We start from the raw sequence: 18,513 nt of genomic DNA on the forward strand, positions 1-18,513 counted from the left end.
TCTTTGATCGTTCCCACGCAGAGCGTGGGAACGATCACCTTCTCTCCCAACTATCACGTTCTCTCCCTTAGATTTTTCCGCTCATAAGCTCATTCTAAAAAGTTATTTATTTTTAGATTCTTAGATCATTTAGTCTCCTTTCACGCCGACGCTCGGTCGCCTGATATGGAGCTCTTCAATGAAACTGAATTTCCCGCTTCGCCTGCTGGCCGTGGCCTCTCTGGCCGCTGCGAGTTTCCTGGCTCAGGCCGCCGACCTCACCGTCGCCTACCAGACCACCGTTGACCCGGCGAAAGTCGCCCAGGCCGACGGTGCCTACGAGAAAGCCATCAAGGCTGACATCAACTGGCGCAAATTCGATAACGGCGCCGACATCATTGCCGCCATCGCGTCCGGTGACGTGCAGATCGGCTACCTCGGTTCCAGCCCGCTGACCGCCGCGATCACCCGCAAAGTTCCGGTGGAAACCTTCCTCATCGCCACCCAGATCGGCGCCGCCGAAGCACTGGTCGCCCGTGACGGCTCCGGCATCAAGACGCCGCAGGATCTGGTCGGCAAGAAAATCGCCGTGCCGTTCGTGTCCACCGGTCACTACAGCCTGCTGGCCGCGCTGAAGCACTGGAACATCGATCCATCGAAAGTCACCGTCCTCAACCTCGCCCCGCCAGCGATCATTGCTGCGTGGAAACGCGGTGACATCGACGCCACCTACGTCTGGGATCCAGCGCTGGGTGTGGCCAAGGAAAACGGCAAAGTGCTGATCACTTCCGGTGAACTGGCCAAGTTCGGCGCGCCGACCTTCGACGCCTGGATCGTGCGCAAGGACTTCGCCGAGAAGCACCCGGAAATCGTCACCGCCTTCGCCAAGGTCACCCTCGACGCCTACGCCGACTACCGCAAGGATCCGAAAGCCTGGCTCGCCAACCAGAGCAACGTCGACAAGCTGGTGAAGCTCTCCGGCGCCAAGGCCAGCGACATCCCATTGCTGCTGCAAGGCAACGTCTACCCACTGGCAGCGGATCAAGTCAGCGACCTCGGCGCTCCGACCACCAAAGCCATCACCGACACCGCCACGTTCCTCAAGGAGCAAGGCAAGGTCGAAGCGGTACTGCCGGACTACGCGCCGTACGTCAGCGCCAAGTACATCACCAACTGATCGGGAGTGAATCGCGATGGCCTTGCTACAGCTGGAGCGCATCAGCGCACAGTATCCCGGCAGCCCGGAACCGGTACTGTCCGACATTTCCCTGACCCTCGGCCCTCAGCAATTGCTGGTGGCCCTCGGCCCGTCCGGCAGTGGCAAGACTTCGCTGTTGAACCTGATTGCCGGCTTCGTCGAACCGAGCGCCGGCCGCATCACCCTCGACAACGTGCCGGTCAAAGGCCCGAGCGCCGAACGCGGTGTGGTGTTCCAGGACGACGCTCTGCTGCCCTGGCAGGACGTGCTGGCCAACGTTGCCTTCGGTCTGGAACTGGCCGGTGTGGCCAAGGACAAACGCGAACAGCGCGCCCGGGAAATGCTCGCGCTGGTCGATCTTTCCGGTTTTGAACACCGTCGCATCTGGCAGCTTTCCGGCGGCCAGAAGCAACGTGTCGGCCTGGCCCGCGCCCTCGCGGCGGACCCGCGTGTGTTGCTGATGGACGAGCCCTTCGGCGCCCTCGATGCCTTCACCCGCGAACAGATGCAGGAGCTGTTGCTGCAAGTCTGGCAACGCACCGCCAAGCCGGTGTTCCTGATTACCCACGACATTGAAGAAGCGGTGTTCCTCGCCACTGACCTGATTCTGCTGGCGCCGAATCCGGGGCAGATCGTCGAGCGTCTGCACCTCGACTTCGGCCAGCGCTACGCCGCCGGCGAATCGGCGCGGGCGATCAAGTCCGATCCGCGCTTCATCGAAACCCGCGAGCACGTGCTGGCCAAAGTGTTCTCGCAACGCAGCGCCGTTCAGCGGCAGGAGCGCGCATGAGCAGTTACGACGTTTCCGCCACCGCCGTGAAACCCGCCGCCACGTCGGCGGTGATTCCCGTGCGTCGCAGCCTCAGCACTCGCTGGATCAGCCTGTTGACCCTGTTCGCGTTGCTGGTGATCTGGTGGGCCGTCACGGCCACCGGCCTGATCGAACCGCTGTTCCTGCCGCCACCGTCCGCCGTGCTGCAAAAAGGCTGGTTGCTGGCGACCACGGGTTATATGGATTCGACGTTGTGGCAGCACTTGGGCGCGAGCCTGAGCCGCATCGGTCTGGGCCTGGGTTTTGCGATTTTGACCGCAGTGCCGGTGGGCATTGCCATCGGCGCCAACCGCATCGCCCGTGGCGTGCTGGATCCGCTGATCGAGTTCTACCGGCCGATTCCGCCACTGGCTTATCTGCCGCTGATCGTGATCTGGTGCGGCATCGGTGAGTTGTCGAAAGTGCTGCTGATCTATCTGGCGATTTTCGCTCCGATCGCGATTGCCACCGCCACCGGTGTGCGCACCGTCGACCCGGCCAAATTGCGCGCCGCACAGTCGCTGGGCGCCACTCGCGCACAACTGATCCGCCATGTGATTTTGCCAAGCGCCCTGCCGGACATTCTGACCGGTGTGCGCATTGGCCTGGGTGTGGGTTGGTCGACGCTGGTCGCCGCCGAACTGATCGCGGCCACCAGCGGCCTGGGCTTCATGGTGCAGTCGGCTGCGCAGTTCCTGGTCACCGATGTGGTGGTGCTGGGGATTCTGGTCATCGCCCTGATCGCCTTCGCTATGGAGATGGGCCTGCGCGCCCTGCAACGCAAACTGGTGCCGTGGCACGGCCAGGCCCACTGATTTTTCAGCACTGACTACCCCGACAGTTTCGGGGCCCCGGAATTGAAGAGAACCACCATGAGCAGCCTGAACATCACCCCGTTAAGCTCGGCCCTCGGCGCACAGATCAGCGGCGTCGACATCAGCCAGCCGCTGAACCAGGAACAGCGCGACGCCATCGAGCAGGCGCTGCTCAAGTTTCAAGTGCTGTTCTTTCGCAATCAGCCGATCGAACCTTCGCAACAGGCGCGCTTCGCCCACTATTTCGGCGACTTACACATTCACCCGATCTACCCGAACGTGCCGGAACAACCGGAAGTGCTGATCCTCGACACCGCCGTCACCGACGTGCGCGACAACGCGATCTGGCACACCGACGTGACCTTCCTGCCGACCCCGGCCATGGGTGCGGTGCTCAGCGCCAAGCTGTTGCCGGAGTTTGGTGGCGACACGTTGTGGGCCAGCGGAATTGCTGCGTATGAAGCGCTCTCGGCGCCGATGAAAGCGCTGCTCGAGGGGCTGACCGCGACTCACGACTTCACCCGCTCGTTTCCGCTGGAGCGCTATGGCAACACGCCGCAGGCACTGGCGCAGTGGGAAGAGGCGCGGCGCAAGAATCCACCGCTCTCGCATCCGGTGATTCGCACGCACCCGGTGAGCGGACGGCGTTCGCTGTTCGTCAACGAAGGGTTCACGTCGAAGATCAATGAGCTGTCGGAGACCGAGAGCGAAGCGGTGTTGAAGTTCTTGTTCGCGCATGCGACGCGGCCGGAGTTCACCATTCGCTGGCGCTGGCAGAAGGACGACATTGCGTTCTGGGACAACCGCGTGACGCAACATTACGCGGTGGATGACTACCGGCCGGCGCGGCGGGTGATGCAGCGGGCTACGGTGTTGGGGGATGTGCCGTTTTTTCGCTGAGCCTTTAACGCCAGAGCAAAATCAAGAGCCCCCCTCACCCTAACCCTCTCCCGGAGGGAGAGGGGACTGACCGAGGTGTTTTGTCGCTATACACCGACCTGAAATATCGAATCGAACTCGGGTTTGAAAAGCACGGAGATTTGCTCCCTTTCCCCCTCGCCCCCCCCTTGGGGAGAGGGCTGGGGTGAGGGGGGATCTATCTGACCCGCCCCAGTTTCGATCACTCCGCCGTCGAAGGCTTCTCCCAAAGATTGATCCCGCCCTCCTGGGCAAACCGGTCAATCTCCGCCAGTTCCTCAGCACTGAAGCTCAGATTCTTCAACGCCCCGACGTTCTCGACAATCTGCTCCGGCCGGCTCGCGCCGATCAGCGCCGAAGTCACCCGCGGATCCCGCAGTGTCCACGCCAATGCCAGTTGCGCCAGGCTCTGGCCACGACGCTTGGCGATCTCGTTCAGCGCCCGAACGTGAGCGATGTTGGCCTCGGACAAGTGCGAAGCCTGCAAAGAACCACCGCCCGGACGGTTGACCCGCGCATCCGCCGGCACGCCGTTGAGGTATTTGTCGGTCAGCAGACCCTGCGCCAGCGGGGTGAAGGCAATCACGCCAGTGCCGAGCTCGTCGGTGGTGTCGAGCAGGTCCTTTTCCACCCAGCGGTTGAGCAGGTTGTAGGCCGGTTGGTGGATCAGCAGCGGCACTTTCCACTCTTTGAGCAATGCGGCGATTTCGCGGGTTTTCACTCCGGAGTACGACGAGATGCCGATGTACAGCGCCTTGCCCTGCTGCACCGCCGTGGCAAGGGCGCTGGCGGTTTCTTCCAGTGGCGTGTCCGGGTCGAAGCGGTGCGAATAGAAAATATCCACATAGTCCAGGCCCAGGCGTTGCAGGCTCTGGTCGAGGCTGGCCAGCACGTATTTGCGCGAACCGCCACCCTGGCCGTAAGGGCCGGGCCACATGTCCCAACCGGCCTTGCTGGAGATGATCAGTTCATCGCGGTACTGCTTGAAGTCTTCGCGCAGCAAACGGCCGAAGTTGATCTCGGCGCTGCCGTAGGGCGGGCCATAGTTGTTGGCCAGGTCGAAGTGGTTGATGCCCAGGTCGAACGCCGTGCGCAGCAACGAGCGCTGGGTGTCGATCGGCGTGCTGTCGCCGAAGTTGTGCCACAGGCCCAGGGACAGCGCCGGCAGCACCAGACCGCTGCGTCCGACGCGGCGGTAAGGGATGGAGTCATAGCGGTTTTCGGCAGCGGTGTAAGTCATCGAATCCTCTCTTGTCGGTCTTGAATCAGGTGTCGATTGCTACGCAAATCTGTTGCCGGGCCGGGCGAGGCCAAGGTTCTGGCGCAAGGTCCGGCCCTCGTATTCGGTTCTGAACAGCCCACGCCGTTGCAGTTCCGGGACCACGCCGTTGGCGAAGTCTTCGAGCCCGCCGGGCAGGTGTGGCACCAGCACGTTGAAACCGTCCGCCGCGCCCTGCTCGAACCATTCCTGCAAACGGTCGGCAATCTGCGCCGGTGTACCGACGACGCTGTAATGCCCGCGACCGCCAGCGATTCTGCGGCCCAGTTCGGCCAGGGTCAGATGCTCGCGGCCGGCCAGTTCGGTCAGCAGTTTCTGTCGGCTTTGCTGGCCGCTGTCAGTCAGCGGCAATTCCGGCAGCGGCCCGTCCAGCGGGTACTTCGACAGATCGAAGTTGCCCAGCATACGCCCAAGCAGGGCGATGCCCACCTCGGGTTCGACCAATTGCTGAAACGTTTCACATTTTTCCTGCGCTTCGGCTTCCGTCTGCCCGACCACGACAAACACGCCGGGCATGATTTTCAGCGAATCGGCACTGCGTCCGTACTTCGGCAAGCGTCCCTTGAGATCGGCGTAAAACGCCTGAGCGCTGGCCAGTGAGGTCTGCGCGGTGAACACCACTTCGGCCGTCTGCGCCGCCAGTTCACGCCCGGTTTCCGACGAGCCGGCCTGCACGATCACCGGCTGACCCTGTGGCGAACGCGCGACATTCAGCGGGCCTTTGACCCGGAAGTGCTCGCCAACGTGGTTCAGCACGTGCAGTTTTTCCGGGTCGTAATAGGCGCCGCTGGCCTTGTCGCGAATGAAGGCGTCGTCCTGCCAACTGTCCCAAAGCCCGGTGACCACCTGATGAAATTCCCGGGCGCGGCTGTAGCGTTCGGCATGGCCGATGTGTTCGTCGCGGCCGAAATTCTGCGCTTCGGCGGCGTTGTCGGAGGTCACCAGATTCCACCCCGCCCGCCCGCCGGACAGGTGATCGAGCGAAGCGAATTTACGCGCCACGTGGTACGGCTCGTTGTAGCTGGTGGTGGCGGTGGCGATCAGGCCGATGTGCTCGGTCACTGCGCTCAGTGCCGAGAGCAAGGTCAGCGGCTCGAAATGATCGGAACGGGCCATGCGGCTGGCGATGTCCTGGGTCGGGGCGGCGACGCTGTCGGCGACGAACAAGGTGTCGAACTTCGCCGCCTCGGCAATCTGCGCCAGGCGTTTGTAGTGGGCGAAATCCAGCCCGGCGTTAGCCGGCACATTCGGGTGACGCCACGCGGCGACGTGGTGCCCGGTGGCCATGAGGAACGCGCCGAGTTTCAGCTGTCTGCTCATCTCAGAAGTCCTTGCGCAGTTGCACACCGAAGTAGCGCTCGTCGTCGCGAGGTACGGCGCGGTAGATGTAGTTGCCACCGCTGGCGAGCAATGGCGAATACGACTTGTCGGTGAGGTTCTTGCCCAGCAATGCCACGCGCCAGCCATTGGTGTAATCGGCCAGGGCCACGCTGGCATTCCAGAGACCGTAGGCGCCCTGCTTGGTGTCGGCGTTCTGGCTGATGTCGTACTGCACTTCGCTCTGCCAGCTGTAGTCGGTGCCGAGTTCGATATCCAGGCCGTTATCCAGCGGGATGGTGTAGTCGGCCCGCACGTAGCTTTTCCAGTCCGGGCTGAACGGCAGCGGCTTGCCGTTGACATTGCACGACGCCGCCGCGCCCGCCGGGCAGGCGAACTCGTCGATGCGGGCGCGGGTGTAGGCCAGCGCGCCGGAGAACTTCAGTTGCTGGGTCGCCTGCAGGGCGAAATCAAGTTCCACACCCTCGGTGCTGACGCTGCCGGCGTTGATCAGGCGCGTTACGACTTGCCCGGCGACGGTGTCGAAAAAGTTCGCCTGATAGTTGTCGTAGTCGCTGTGGAAAACCGCCAGGTTGGTTGTCAGGCGATTGTTCCAGGACGAGGCTTTGATCCCCGCCTCCCAGGTGTTGGAGGTTTCCGGTTTCAGCGCTTCGGTATCGCGCGGCTGCATGTTGAAGAACACGTTGTAGGCCGGGCCTTTGTAGCCGCGCGAGTAAGTCAGGTAGGTGGTGACGGTATCGCTCAGGTCGTACTGCAAACCGAGCCGGCCGGACCAGCCGTCCTCGTCCACCGAACCGGAACTGCGGGTGGCCGGTTGAATGCCGCTGACGGTGGTGGCGGACGTGGAGACGCGACGGTGATCGTATTCGAGATCGTCGTGGGTGTAGCGCAGGCCGGCGATGCCACGAAAGTCCGAGGTGAAATTCAGCGTGCTCTCGCCGAACACCGCATAGCTGTCGCTGGTGGTGCTGTAATCGGCGACGCCGCGATCAGTGCGCGTGGTGGTCGTCAGGGTGCGCTGATAGGTTTCCTCGTCCTTGCCGTGCATGTAGAACAGGCCGCCGACGTATTCGAGGAACTCGCCTTTCGGCGACGCCAGCCGCAGCTCCTGCGAGTACTGATCGAAGGCCAGATCGCCCTTGTCCGCCGTGCCGGAGAACGCAGCCGTCACCCTGCCGAGGCGGTCGCCATCCTGATACTGAGTGTTGTCCCAGCCGCGCCACGCGGTAATCGAGGTCAGGGTGTAATCCCCCAGTTGCCAATCGAGCTGGCCGGACAGGCCCTTGTTGGTGTCCTCGACGTGGGAACGGGTGTCGGTGTTGATGTCGCGGTTGTGGCTGGTGGCACTGACCGGGCTCAACGCATTGGCGAAAGCCGGGGTCAGAGCCTTGGTCACGACGCCGTTGGGGCCGTCATCGTGGGACTGCATGTAGTCGGCGATCAGGGTGAAGGTGATGTCGTCGTTCGGGGTGAATTCCAGTTTGCCGCGCACGCCACGATGGTTATAGCCGTTGACCTCCTGACCGTTGTGCTGGTTGTCGACGTTGCCGTCGTACGTGCCGAACAAGGTGCTGATCGAGCCCTTGAGCGTGTCCGGAATCAGACTGCCGCCGATGCCGAAACGGGTGCGGCTTTCGTTGCCGCTGTAGTACGACTGATCGATGTAGCCGTGGGTCTCGGCGGTCGGCGCCTTGCTGGTGATGTTCAGCACGCCGGCCGAAGCGTTCTTGCCGAACAGCGTGCCTTGCGGGCCGCGCAGAACTTCGACGCGTTCCAAGTCCAGCAGATCCAGAGTGGACTGGCCGGGACGGGCATAGACCACGCCATCGATCACCGTGGCCACGGTCGGCTCGACGCCTGGCGAGGTGGAAATCGTCCCCACGCCACGCACGAACAACGAGGTGTCCTTGTTCGATGCGCCGGTGCGGAAATTCAGCGACGGCACTTGCTGGACGATACTCGCCACGCTGTTGCGGTTGTCGCGTTCCAACTGCTCGCCGTCGATCACCGACACCGCCACCGGGACCTTTTGCAGCGACTCTTCGCGGCGGGTGGCGGTGACCGTGACGGACTTGAGTGTCGGCTCCTGATCGGTGCTGTCGGCGGCGAACGCGGCCGGCAGCGGCAGCGCAGCCAGCCCGGTGATTAGCCAGCCCGCAGCGCGGATCGATTGCGCCAGTTTGTGTGTCGCCCCAGGAATGTTGTGCATGTTTGCCCGCTCGGAAAGTTGCCCTGAACCGCTGCCGTTCTGCGACGACAGCGCCTGTCTCGGTGTCTTGGGCATTCGCTCGAGCGAGTAGCAGACAACGCGCATTGTTAGCGCTAACATCGCCAGTATTGGCAAGCCGGACATAGACCGTCCAATACTGAAAAATTACTTTTATATGCGTTTTGGTTTTTAAGAAGGGTCGAGCCTTGAGCGAAGAAAAGCCCCGCAAACGCCGTGGCGCCGGCCGCGTGACCCTCAACGCGGTGGCGCGCCAGGCCGGTGTTTCGGCGATCACCGTGTCGCGCTATTTCAACCAGCCGGAACAGGTCTCGCCCGAGCGTCGCGAACGGATCGCGGCGGTGGTCGCCGAACTGGGTTATGTGCCGAATCTGGTGGCCGGCGGACTCGCCTCTGCACGGGGGAAAATCGTCGGCATGGTGATCCCGAACATCTCCGGGCCGATCTTTGCCAACACCATTCAGGGCTTCAGCGACACCCTCAGCCGTCACGGTTATCAGCTGTTGCTGGCATCGAGTTACTTCAGCACCGAGCAGGAAGAAAACGCCGTGCGGGCGTTCCTCGGCTGGTCGCCGGCGGCGCTGGTGGTCACCAGTCACTTCCACAGCGCGGGCACGGAAAAGATGCTCGCCGAAGCGGATATTCCGGTGGTTGAAACCTGGGATTACCAACCGGATCGCGAGCCGATGCAGATCGGCTTTTCGCACTTTGAAGTGGGGGTCAGTGCCGCTCGTTATCTGCATGACAAAGGCTACCGGCGAATCGCCTTCGTGCAGAACAGCGCACCCGGCGACTTCAGCGCACTGGAGCGCCGCGACGGTTATGCGGCGACCGTGCGTGAGCTAGGACTTGAGCCCTGGGTATTCGCACCCGACACCGATCGAGCCCCGTTCGAGGCCGGCAAGCAAGCGATGCAAGCGCTGATGAACGCCTCACCCCGCCCGGACGCGATCATCTTCGCCAACGACAACCTCGCCGCCGGCGGCCTGCTCGCCGGACAACGCGCCGGCCTTAAGATCCCCGAAGACTGCGCCGTCCTCGGCTTCGGCGACTACCCGTTCGCCGAAATGCTGCTGCCGAGCCTGAGCACCATCAAACCGCCCGCGCTGGAGATCGGTGTACTGGCGGCGACGCGGGTGCTGGAAAGTCTGGGCGTGCTGCCGAGTGATGAGGTGCAGCGGTTGAATCTGCTGCAATGCACAGTCATTGAGCGGGAAAGTATCTGACGAATATGGCGTGGGCGGGTTTGGCTATGCTCTAAATGAAACCGAGGTGGCGCCTTCGCGGGCAAGCCCGCTCCCACAGGTTCTGTGTTGCGTACAGAATCTGTGGAGGACACAGAACCCTTGTGGGAGCGGCGGTGCGACGATTCGACTTGCCCGCGAAGGCGCCCGACCAAACACCGACTATGCCGCAGGCCTCCCCATGCACACCGCAATCATCATCTTCTTCGGCCTGATCCTGCTGGCGCTGATGTTCTACATCGGCGAGCGCATCGGTTTCAGTCGGCAGACGCTGGCCTATGGTTTCGCGGCGTTGTGGCTGGCGTTGACGGTGATCAATGGTGCGGTCGGCGTGGTGCACGCCGGGCAGCCGCTGGGGACGGAGATTGCGATCGGCAGCGCCGTGTATGGCGTGCCGCTGGCGGCGATGGTGTTGTTCATGGTGCTGAGCGCCGAGACCTGAAAGCGTCCCGGCGCCCTGCCCCGATCAACGCACCAGATGCAGGAACTGCATGTGCCGTTCGTACTGGTCGAGGATGTCGTTGATGATCTGCTCTTTGGTGTAACCGACCAGATCGTAGTCCTGACTGCCCTCGCTCAGATGCACTTCGGCGCGGTAGTAGCGGCGATTGTTGAGCTGCTTGGAGCCCATGCCTCCGCGGGCGAACGACGGCGTGAAGTAGCCGCGCATCTGCACCTGATAAATAAACGGGTGCTGCTCGCCGTGTCCGATTTCCAGACTGACGCTGTCGTGCGCCGGATCCGGTTGGGTGACCACGTTCAGGCCTTTCTCGGCAAACACGGCCGTCACTTCTTCGATGGCCGGTTTCACCGTGGTGTCCATGAAGCGGTACACCTCGTCGCGCGACGGGAAGTGCACGGCCTGGCTCAGACGCTGACGCCAGCCGCCCTTGCCACGCCGTGAGCCGGACACCGGCGCCAGGGAATGCAGTTGCGCGATCTGCTTCTGCGACTCCAGATAGAACGCCTTGTGCAGGCCCCACATCATCAGCAGCAGAATCAGCGAGAACGGCAACGAGGTCAGCACCACCGCCGACTTCAGCGCATCGATGCTGCCGGAGAACAGCAGCGCACTGGTCACCAGCGCGGTCATCGCGCCCCAGAACACCCGCAGCCATTTCGGCCCGTCTTCATCCGGGTTGCCGCCCTTGGCCGACAGGGTCGAGAGCACCACGGTGCCGGAGTCGGCGGAGGTGACGAAGAACACGAAGCTGATGAACACCGTCACCGCGATGACGGTCTTGCTCCACGGATAGGTTTCCAGCAGCAGGTAGAGGGTCATCGACGGGTTGTCGAGGGCCGACATGCCCAGCGCCGACATACCGTGGTTGAGCACTTGGTCGATGGCGCTGTTGCCGAAGATCGACATCCACGCCAGGGTGAAACCGAGCGGAATCAGCAGCACGCCGAAGACGAATTCGCGGATTGTCCGGCCACGGGAAATCCGTGCGATGAACAGGCCTACGAACGGCGACCATGCAATCCACCAGGCCCAGTAGAACACCGTCCAGCCGCCGAGCCAGTCGCTCGGTTTGTCGTAGGCGTAGAGGTCGAAACTCTTCATCGGCAACGCGCCGAGGTAGTCGCCCAGATTCTGGATCAGGGTGTTGAGCAAATGCTGGGTGGGGCCGGCGAACAACACGAACAGCAGCAGCGCACAGGCCAGCAGCATGTTGATGTCGGACATGACCCGCACGCCTTTATCCACACCGGAGACGGCGACGATGATCGCTGCGCCCATCATCAGCGTGATCAGGCCGACCTGAATCCACTGGGTGTGGGCGATGCCGAACAGGTAGTCCAGACCGGAGTTGAGATGGAGCACGCCGAAGCCCATGTCCGCACCGAGGCCGAACACCGTGGCGATGATGCCGAAGCCGTCCACCGCGTAGCCGATGGGGCCGTTGATGCGTTTGCCGATCAGCGGGTACAGCGCCGAACGCAGGGCCAGTGGCAGATTGTGCCGATAAGCGAAATACGCCAGCGCCATGCCGACAAAGGCGAACACGCCCCAGCCGTGCAGGCCCCAGTGCAGAAACAGAATCTGCATCGCCTGACGCGCCGCCTCCGGGGTGCCGGCCTCGCCTTGCGGCGGCTGAAGCATGTGGGTCAGCGGCTCGGATACGCAGAAGAAAAACAGCGTGATGCTGATCCCGGCGGCGAACAGCATGCCGGCCCAGGACAGGTAACTGAATTCGGGTTCGTCGTGGTCGGCACCGAGTTTGATCTTGCCGTAGCCCGATAACGCGGTGACCACCACGAAGACCAGATACAGGGTCATCGCGAGCATGTAGTACCAGCCGACCGTATTGGCCGCCCAGTTTTGCGCTTCGAGAAGCCAGGCGCCGGCCTGTTCCGGCATGGCGATGACCGTCAGGCCGAACAGCAGGATCACCGTCGCGGCGAACCAGAACACCGGCGGATTCATGCGCACCAGACCGCTGGCGGGGGTGGACGATGCACTCATGAACGGTGCACCTCAAGGGGTTGGAAAATGGCTGAAATGATCGGACTCAGCAAAGGCAAGCCTCCTGTTGTGAGCGGGCAGCGAACCGCCGGTTTAACTTGAATGAACGTTCAAGTTAAACATGGATAGTACGCTCAGGACTAATCGCAGGGCTCAGCGGTACCTTTCGTACGCTAGCTCAAGAGGGGTTATGACGCTGTGGCGAGGACGATCGTTCCCGCGTTGCGCGGGAACAATCAGACAGAAAAATTACTTCTGCGTCCCGTCATCATGCTGCAGATTGGCCTGGGTCAGGTTGCACCCGGCCGGCACGCTGCGGGTCAGCCACACATTGCCGCCGATGGTCGAGCCTTTGCCGATGGTGATCCGCCCGAGAATCGTCGCCCCGGCGTAGATCACCACATCGTCCTCGACGATCGGATGGCGTGGATGGCCTTTCTGCAACTGGCCGTCCTCGTCCGCCGGGAAGCGTTTGGCGCCGAGGGTCACCGCCTGGTAAATCCTGACGCGCTCGCCGATGATCGCGGTCTCGCCGATCACCACGCCGGTCCCATGGTCGATGAAGAAACTGCGGCCGATCTGCGCGCCCGGGTGAATATCGATGCCGGTCGCCGAGTGGGCGATTTCCGAGCTGATCCGCGCCAGCAGCGGCAGGCCTGCACGATACAAATGGTGGGCCAGACGATGGTGAATCACCGCCAGAATCCCCGGATAGCACAGCAGCACTTCATCGACGCTGCGCGCCGCCGGGTCGCCGTGGTAGGCGGCCAGCACATCGGTGTCGAGCAGGCTGCGCAGGCCCGGCAGTGCGAGGGCGAAATCCTGGATGATCCGGATGGCTTCGGCCTCGACTTCAGTGTCGGCCTGGGCGCTGTGACGGGCGACGTAACGCAGCTCGAGTCGAGCCTGGGTCAGCAGTGCATTCAACGCAACGTCGAGCGTGTGGCCGACATAAAAATCTTCGCTTTCTTCTCGTAGATCAACCGGGCCCAGTCGCATCGGGAACAATGCCCCGCACAGGGCTTCAAGGATCTGCGCCATCGCATCACGGGACGGCAATTCGCGCCCGCCCTGCTCGCCGGAAGCACGGCCATTTTGTGCCCGCCACTGATCCCGCGCGGTACGCAGCTGGCTGACGATGGTCTGCAATTGCCAATGGCTGGAACGCTCGCTCACGGTAAAGACTCCTCACGGGCGGCCGGACTGTCTGGCCGCGTCAACGGCGACTACTTTACGGCAAGCCCACGGGAGCGAATTAAGAACCGATAGTGCTGGCTTAAGCACATTTGGCTATAAGCGATTGGCGGTTGCCCCGGTAAATCGGCGTGCATATAGTCCTGACATCTCCTTGCATCAGTACGGAACCATGGCCACACAACCGATCAAACAACAGCTGCAACGCTTCAACCGCCTCGACCTGCTCGGCCAACCGACCCCACTGGAAAAACTCGAGCGCCTGTCCACCTGGCTCGGCCGCGATGTCTACATCAAACGCGATGACCTGACGCCGCTGGCCATGGGCGGCAACAAGCTGCGCAAGCTCGAATACCTTGCCGCCGATGCCATCGCCCAAGGCGCGGATACGCTGATCACCGCCGGCGCACTGCAATCGAACCACGTTCGCCAGACCGCCGCACTGGCCGCCAAACTGGGCCTGGGCTGCGTGGCGCTGTTGGAAAACCCGCTGGGCACCGACGACAGCAACTACACCGGCAACGGCAACCGCCTGCTGCTGGACCTGTTCGACACCAAGGTCGAACTGGTCGACAACCTCGACAACGCCGACGAACAACTGGCAGCCCTCGCCGTGCGCCTGCGCAGCAACGGCAAGAAGCCGTATCTGGTACCGATCGGTGGCTCCAACGCCCTCGGCGCGCTGGGTTACGTGCGCGCCGGTCTGGAGCTGGCGGAACAGATCAAGGACACCGGGCTGCAATTTTCCGCCGTCGTTTTGGCCTCGGGCAGCGCAGGGACTCACAGCGGTCTGGCGCTGGCCTTGAGCCAAGCCCTGCCACAACTGCCGGTGATCGGCGTGACGGTTTCGCGCAGCGAAGAAGATCAGCGCCCGAAAGTTCAGGGTCTGGCCGAACGCACCGCCGACCTGCTGGGTGTGGCGCTGCCGGACAGCTTCAAGGTCGAGTTGTGGGACGAATACTTCGGCCCGCGCTACGGCGAGCCGAACGCCGGGACACTGGCGGCGGTGAAACTGCTGGCGAGTCAGGACGCCGTGCTGCTCGATCCGGTCTACACCGGCAAGGCCATGGCCGGGCTGCTCGACGGCATCGGTCGCGGGCGTTTCGACGACGGCCCGATCATCTTCCTGCACACCGGCGGCGCCCCGGCGTTGTTCGCGTACAAGGATTTTCTGTAGGCCTGAGCGCGTTCCCGCGCCCGACGTGGGAACGCTCAGCGTCAGCTCGAATATATATTCATTAAAAGAATAACAAATGGAAAATTCATTATTTTCCATTCTAAAAGAACCGTCATATAGTCTCGCCGCAGGCGAATTTCGCGAGAGACGCATAAGCTGCATTAAGGCAGGATAGCGCTGTCGTCCAATTCCCGGATTCGCCAACTTTCCTAAAGCGTCTTCCATAAGAAAACACAGGGGCTTGTCATGATTCTTTCCGCACTACGTCGAAATCTGCTGGTAGGTTCGCTGGGCCTGGCACTGAGCGCCGGTCTGATCAGCAGCGCCGTTGCCGGTGAGCAACTGCAACAGATCAAGGACAAAGGCGTTATCAACGTCGGCCTGGAAGGCACTTACCCACCGTTCAGCTTCGTCGATGCCGACGGCAAGCTGTCGGGTTTCGAAGTCGAACTGTCCGAAGCCCTGGCCAAGAAGCTGGGCGTGAAGGCCAAGATTCAGCCGACCAAATGGGACGGCATCCTCGCAGCCCTGGAATCCAAGCGTCTGGACGTCGTGGTTAACCAGGTGACCATCTCCGAAGAGCGTAAGAAGAAGTACGACTTCTCCGAGCCGTACACCGTTTCCGGGATTCAGGCACTGGTACTGAAAGACAAGGCAGCCGCGCTGAACATCAAATCCGCCGCCGACCTGTCCGGCAAGAAAGTCGGCGTCGGTCTGGGCACCAACTATGAACAGTGGGTCCGCGCCAACGTGCCGGGTGCCGACGTGCGCACCTACGACGATGATCCGACCAAGTTCGCCGACCTGAACAACGGCCGTACCGACGCGATCCTGATCGACCGTCTGGCTGCGCTGGAATACGCCCAGAAAGCGCCAAAAACCGTCGCTGCCGGTGAAGCCTTCTCGCGTCAGGAAGCGGGTATTGCCCTGCGCAAAGGCGAACCTGAACTGCTGGCCGCCGTGAACAAGGCCCTCGACGAACTGCGTGCCGACGGCACCCTTGAGAAGCTGTCCAAGAAATACTTCAACGCTGACGTCACCCAATAATGGAAGAAGCTTTCCAACTCGCACTGGACTCCGCGCCCTTCCTGTTGAAGGGCGCGTACTACACGGTAATCCTTAGCCTGGGCGGCATGTTCTTCGGCCTGCTGCTGGGCTTTGGCCTGGCGTTGATGCGCCTGTCGCGCTTCAAGTCGGTCAGCTGGCTGGCCCGCATCTACGTGTCGTTCTTTCGCGGCACGCCGTTGCTGGTGCAACTGTTCGTGATCTATTACGGCTTGCCGCAATTGGGCATGGAACTCGACCCGCTGCCGGCGGCGCTGATCGGCTTCTCGCTGAACATGGCCGCCTACGCCTGTGAAATCCTGCGGTCCGCGATCGGCTCGATTGAACGCGGCCAGTGGGAAGCGGCTGCGAGCATCGGCATGACCCGCGCGCAGACCCTGCGCCGGGCCATCCTGCCGCAGGCGATGCGCACGGCGTTGCCGCCGCTGGGCAACAGCTTCATTTCGCTGGTCAAGGACACCGCACTGGCCGCCACCATTCAGGTGCCGGAGTTGTTCCGTCAGGCACAGCTGATTACCGCCCGGACTTTCGAAGTCTTCACCATGTATCTTGCCGCCGCGCTGATCTACTGGATTCTGGCCACGGTGCTGTCGCACTTCCAGAACAAGTTGGAAGAGCGGGTCAATCGGCACGACCAGGAGTCCTGACCCCATGATTGTCGTGGAAAAACTGACAAAGCAGTTCAAGGGTCAAGTCGTGCTCAACGGCATTGACCTGGAGGTGAAGGAAGGCGAGGTCGTGGCAATCATCGGGCCCAGCGGCTCGGGCAAGACCACGTTCCTGCGTTGCCTGAACTTCCTCGAGGAACCCACCAGCGGCCGGATCAAGGTCGGCGAGATCGAGATCAATACCAGCCGCCCGCTGAACCAGCAGCAGAGCCTGGTGCGCAACCTGCGCCAGCATGTGGGCTTCGTGTTCCAGAACTTCAACCTGTTCCCGCACCGCACCGCCCTGGAAAACGTCATCGAAGGCCCGATCGTGGTCAAGAAGACGCCTCGCGATGCAGCCATTGCCCTGGGCAAGAAGCTGCTGGCCAAGGTTGGCCTGGCGGGCAAGGAAGACGCCTACCCACGGCGCCTGTCCGGTGGCCAGCAACAGCGCGTGGCGATTGCCCGGGCGCTGGCGATGGAGCCGGAAGTGATCCTGTTCGACGAGCCGACCTCGGCCCTCGATCCGGAACTGGTAGGTGAAGTGCTGGCGACCATCCGCGGCCTCGCCGAGGAGAAACGCACCATGGTGATCGTCACCCACGAAATGGCGTTCGCCCGTGACGTGGCCAACCGCGTGGTGTTTTTCGATAAAGGCGTGATCGTCGAACAAGGCGAAGCGAAAGCGTTGTTTGCCAATCCGAAAGAAGAACGCACTCGACAGTTCCTCAGCAAGTTCAGAAACAACGGCTGATCCGTAAACTTTCCTGAATATAAACTTCCATGGATGGAAGTTTGCCTTACGCCCTCCCGAATAAAAACTTAATCAAGTGACCGCATTACATATATATGTCCTGCAACAGTCTCGGCGCGATTAAAGTTTGCCCCCTCCAAGTTTCCAGCCGTATAAACAGACCGACGACAGAACAATAAAATCCGGCAAAAGCTGTGGCCCGATTCGCCAGGTGGAATAGGTAGAGCGCCTTATCTGCGTAGGAAGCTTCTGATAAATCCGTAATTCTTCAATTAACTAACGCTGTCCGTTGACACGCCATTCAGCGAACTTTTATCTAGTCACTCATCACGCCCCACAACATGACCAAGACCCGATAACGAATGGCCGAACGACCCTGTTTTTATTACCGGACAATTAACGCCATTTTAACTTTCAGAAACGGATTTCGCTGCAAGGCTTCAAGGAGAGGACTTCATGACCCGCACTTCGCACATCCCCGAACTGGCCGCGCCGAGCCTGGCGCCATCCCGAAACAATGGCATCAACCTCGCGGCAGCGGCTCATCTGCTGGTCGATGTGCCGCCTTACCCGGAGATGGACACCGGCGACCTGATCGAACTGTTCTGGAACAACTGCTATGTCGCTTCTCACCTGCTGACAGCACAGGACGTCGCGGCCCCAATCAGCCTGCGAGTGCCGGAAAGCTTCATCGCCAGCGGTTCGTCTCGCATCCACTATCGGGTCATGCGGGTCGGGCACGGGCCATCGCTGTCGGCGGCGGCGCGCGTCACGGTGAAACTCGACTGCCCCGGCGGGCAGCCCCCCGCGGTGTGTGGTGACGAAAACCAGCAACTGGCCCCTGTGACCCTGCCCGAGACCATTCGCCGTCAGGGGGTCAACGCGAACCAGATCAAGCGTGGCGTACCACTGACCATCGAGCCGTACCTGAACATGGCTGACGGCGATGCCATCACCCTGCGCTGGGGCGATGTGCGGATGGACCTGGCGCGCATCACCCCTGCCGATGTCGGCCAGCCGATTCAGGTCTGGGTGCCGCCGGCGATCATCACCGAGGCCGGCGAGGATCTGCGGCTGGACGTGACCTACTGCATCCTCGACCGGGTCGGCAACAACTCGCGCTGGGCGCCGCCGCGAACGCTGAAGATCGGTTGCGTGAATCCCTACCTCAAGGTGCCGCTCAAGGAAACGCCGAAGGCAGCAGAGCCGCAAAAAAAATGAGCATCGACGGCCGGTGAGGGACGACTTCCCTCGCCGCCGCACGCTTAACCAGACGGACCACGCCCCCTTCTATACATATTCCTAAAAGTTAGTTTATTTAAATTTTATACGCGCTTAGGGTATATGAACCGGACCACCGGACATTCTTTCGTTCGCCGCACTGTTGCGGCGTTTTTCAT

The 18,513-nt window shown here is 61.9% G+C and carries 16 protein-coding genes; 11 read left to right on the forward strand and 5 right to left on the reverse strand.

Annotated elements, in window-relative coordinates; translation table 11 throughout:
* Positions 1–178 precede the first annotated feature (178 nt).
* The 4 genes from tauA to tauD are packed head-to-tail and all read left to right on the forward strand — an operon-like array spanning position 179 to position 3,703.
* On the forward strand, positions 179–1,156 hold the full coding sequence (gene tauA, locus JKA62_RS12305; RefSeq protein ID WP_201817939.1) for a taurine ABC transporter substrate-binding protein: 978 nt from the start codon (positions 179–181) through the stop codon (positions 1,154–1,156).
* A gap of 16 nt (positions 1,157–1,172) precedes the next feature.
* Positions 1,173–1,967 (forward strand): taurine ABC transporter ATP-binding subunit, encoded by a 795-nt coding sequence (tauB, locus tag JKA62_RS12310; RefSeq protein ID WP_011331959.1) that lies wholly within the window; start codon positions 1,173–1,175, stop codon positions 1,965–1,967.
* A complete protein-coding gene (gene tauC, locus JKA62_RS12315) occupies positions 1,964–2,803 on the forward strand; it encodes a taurine ABC transporter permease TauC (protein ID WP_169428394.1) in 840 nt (279 codons plus the stop codon). Before tauB ends, tauC begins: the two co-directional genes overlap by 4 nt.
* 57 nt (positions 2,804–2,860) lie before the next feature.
* Positions 2,861–3,703 (forward strand): taurine dioxygenase, encoded by an 843-nt coding sequence (gene tauD / locus JKA62_RS12320; protein WP_011331957.1) that lies wholly within the window; start codon positions 2,861–2,863, stop codon positions 3,701–3,703.
* A 220-nt stretch (positions 3,704–3,923) separates the two neighbouring features.
* Here the strand turns inward: tauD and mgrA are convergent, their stop codons facing one another.
* From mgrA to JKA62_RS12335, 3 genes are read right to left on the reverse strand one after another with little or no spacing between them, the layout of a single operon-like run.
* Positions 3,924–4,961: an L-glyceraldehyde 3-phosphate reductase gene (mgrA, locus tag JKA62_RS12325; RefSeq protein WP_011331956.1), complete on the reverse strand. Its 1,038-nt coding sequence runs from the start codon at positions 4,959–4,961 to the stop codon at positions 3,924–3,926.
* A 39-nt stretch (positions 4,962–5,000) separates the two neighbouring features.
* Positions 5,001–6,320 carry an LLM class flavin-dependent oxidoreductase gene (locus JKA62_RS12330; protein ID WP_201817940.1) on the reverse strand — a complete coding sequence of 440 codons (1,320 nt, stop codon included), beginning with the start codon at positions 6,318–6,320 and terminating at the stop codon, positions 5,001–5,003.
* A gap of 1 nt (position 6,321) precedes the next feature.
* On the reverse strand, positions 6,322–8,547 hold the full coding sequence (locus JKA62_RS12335) for a TonB-dependent receptor (RefSeq protein ID WP_011331954.1): 2,226 nt from the start codon (positions 8,545–8,547) through the stop codon (positions 6,322–6,324).
* Between the two features lie 206 nt (positions 8,548–8,753).
* Here JKA62_RS12335 and JKA62_RS12340 point away from each other — a divergent pair, with 206 nt between their 5' ends.
* Both JKA62_RS12340 and JKA62_RS12345 read left to right on the forward strand, forming a co-directional pair.
* Positions 8,754–9,791 carry a LacI family DNA-binding transcriptional regulator gene (locus JKA62_RS12340; RefSeq protein ID WP_011331953.1) on the forward strand — a complete coding sequence of 346 codons (1,038 nt, stop codon included), beginning with the start codon at positions 8,754–8,756 and terminating at the stop codon, positions 9,789–9,791.
* 199 nt (positions 9,792–9,990) lie between these two features.
* Positions 9,991–10,251 (forward strand): hypothetical protein, encoded by a 261-nt coding sequence (locus JKA62_RS12345; protein WP_201817942.1) that lies wholly within the window; start codon positions 9,991–9,993, stop codon positions 10,249–10,251.
* A gap of 24 nt (positions 10,252–10,275) precedes the next feature.
* On the opposite strand, the gene betT is transcribed toward JKA62_RS12345, so the two are convergent.
* Positions 10,276–12,237 (reverse strand): choline transporter BetT, encoded by a 1,962-nt coding sequence (gene betT / locus JKA62_RS12350; protein WP_181457854.1) that lies wholly within the window; start codon positions 12,235–12,237, stop codon positions 10,276–10,278.
* 288 nt (positions 12,238–12,525) lie between these two features.
* Positions 12,526–13,452 (reverse strand): serine O-acetyltransferase EpsC, encoded by a 927-nt coding sequence (epsC, locus tag JKA62_RS12355; protein WP_201817944.1) that lies wholly within the window; start codon positions 13,450–13,452, stop codon positions 12,526–12,528.
* 190 nt (positions 13,453–13,642) lie between these two features.
* Here epsC and JKA62_RS12360 point away from each other — a divergent pair, with 190 nt between their 5' ends.
* From JKA62_RS12360 to JKA62_RS12380, 5 genes are all read left to right on the forward strand, one after another.
* Positions 13,643–14,647 carry a D-cysteine desulfhydrase gene (locus tag JKA62_RS12360; RefSeq protein ID WP_201817947.1) on the forward strand — a complete coding sequence of 335 codons (1,005 nt, stop codon included), beginning with the start codon at positions 13,643–13,645 and terminating at the stop codon, positions 14,645–14,647.
* A 246-nt stretch (positions 14,648–14,893) separates the two neighbouring features.
* Positions 14,894–15,694 (forward strand): cystine ABC transporter substrate-binding protein, encoded by an 801-nt coding sequence (tcyJ, locus tag JKA62_RS12365; protein ID WP_201817951.1) that lies wholly within the window; start codon positions 14,894–14,896, stop codon positions 15,692–15,694.
* Positions 15,694–16,359, forward strand: coding sequence for a cystine ABC transporter permease (tcyL, locus tag JKA62_RS12370; protein WP_007952735.1), 666 nt, complete (start codon positions 15,694–15,696; stop codon positions 16,357–16,359). The genes tcyJ and tcyL overlap by 1 nt, the downstream gene beginning before the upstream one ends.
* Positions 16,360–16,363: 4 nt before the next feature.
* The gene (tcyN, locus tag JKA62_RS12375; RefSeq protein ID WP_201817954.1) at positions 16,364–17,113 is read left to right on the forward strand and encodes an L-cystine ABC transporter ATP-binding protein TcyN; all 750 of its coding nucleotides are present in this window, start codon (positions 16,364–16,366) and stop codon (positions 17,111–17,113) included.
* A 456-nt stretch (positions 17,114–17,569) separates the two neighbouring features.
* Positions 17,570–18,334 carry a hypothetical protein gene (locus JKA62_RS12380; protein ID WP_011331945.1) on the forward strand — a complete coding sequence of 255 codons (765 nt, stop codon included), beginning with the start codon at positions 17,570–17,572 and terminating at the stop codon, positions 18,332–18,334.
* Positions 18,335–18,513: the final 179 nt, after the last annotated feature.

This window comes from Pseudomonas sp. B7 (assembly GCF_016735645.1).
GTDB lineage: Bacteria > Pseudomonadota > Gammaproteobacteria > Pseudomonadales > Pseudomonadaceae > Aquipseudomonas > Aquipseudomonas glycinae.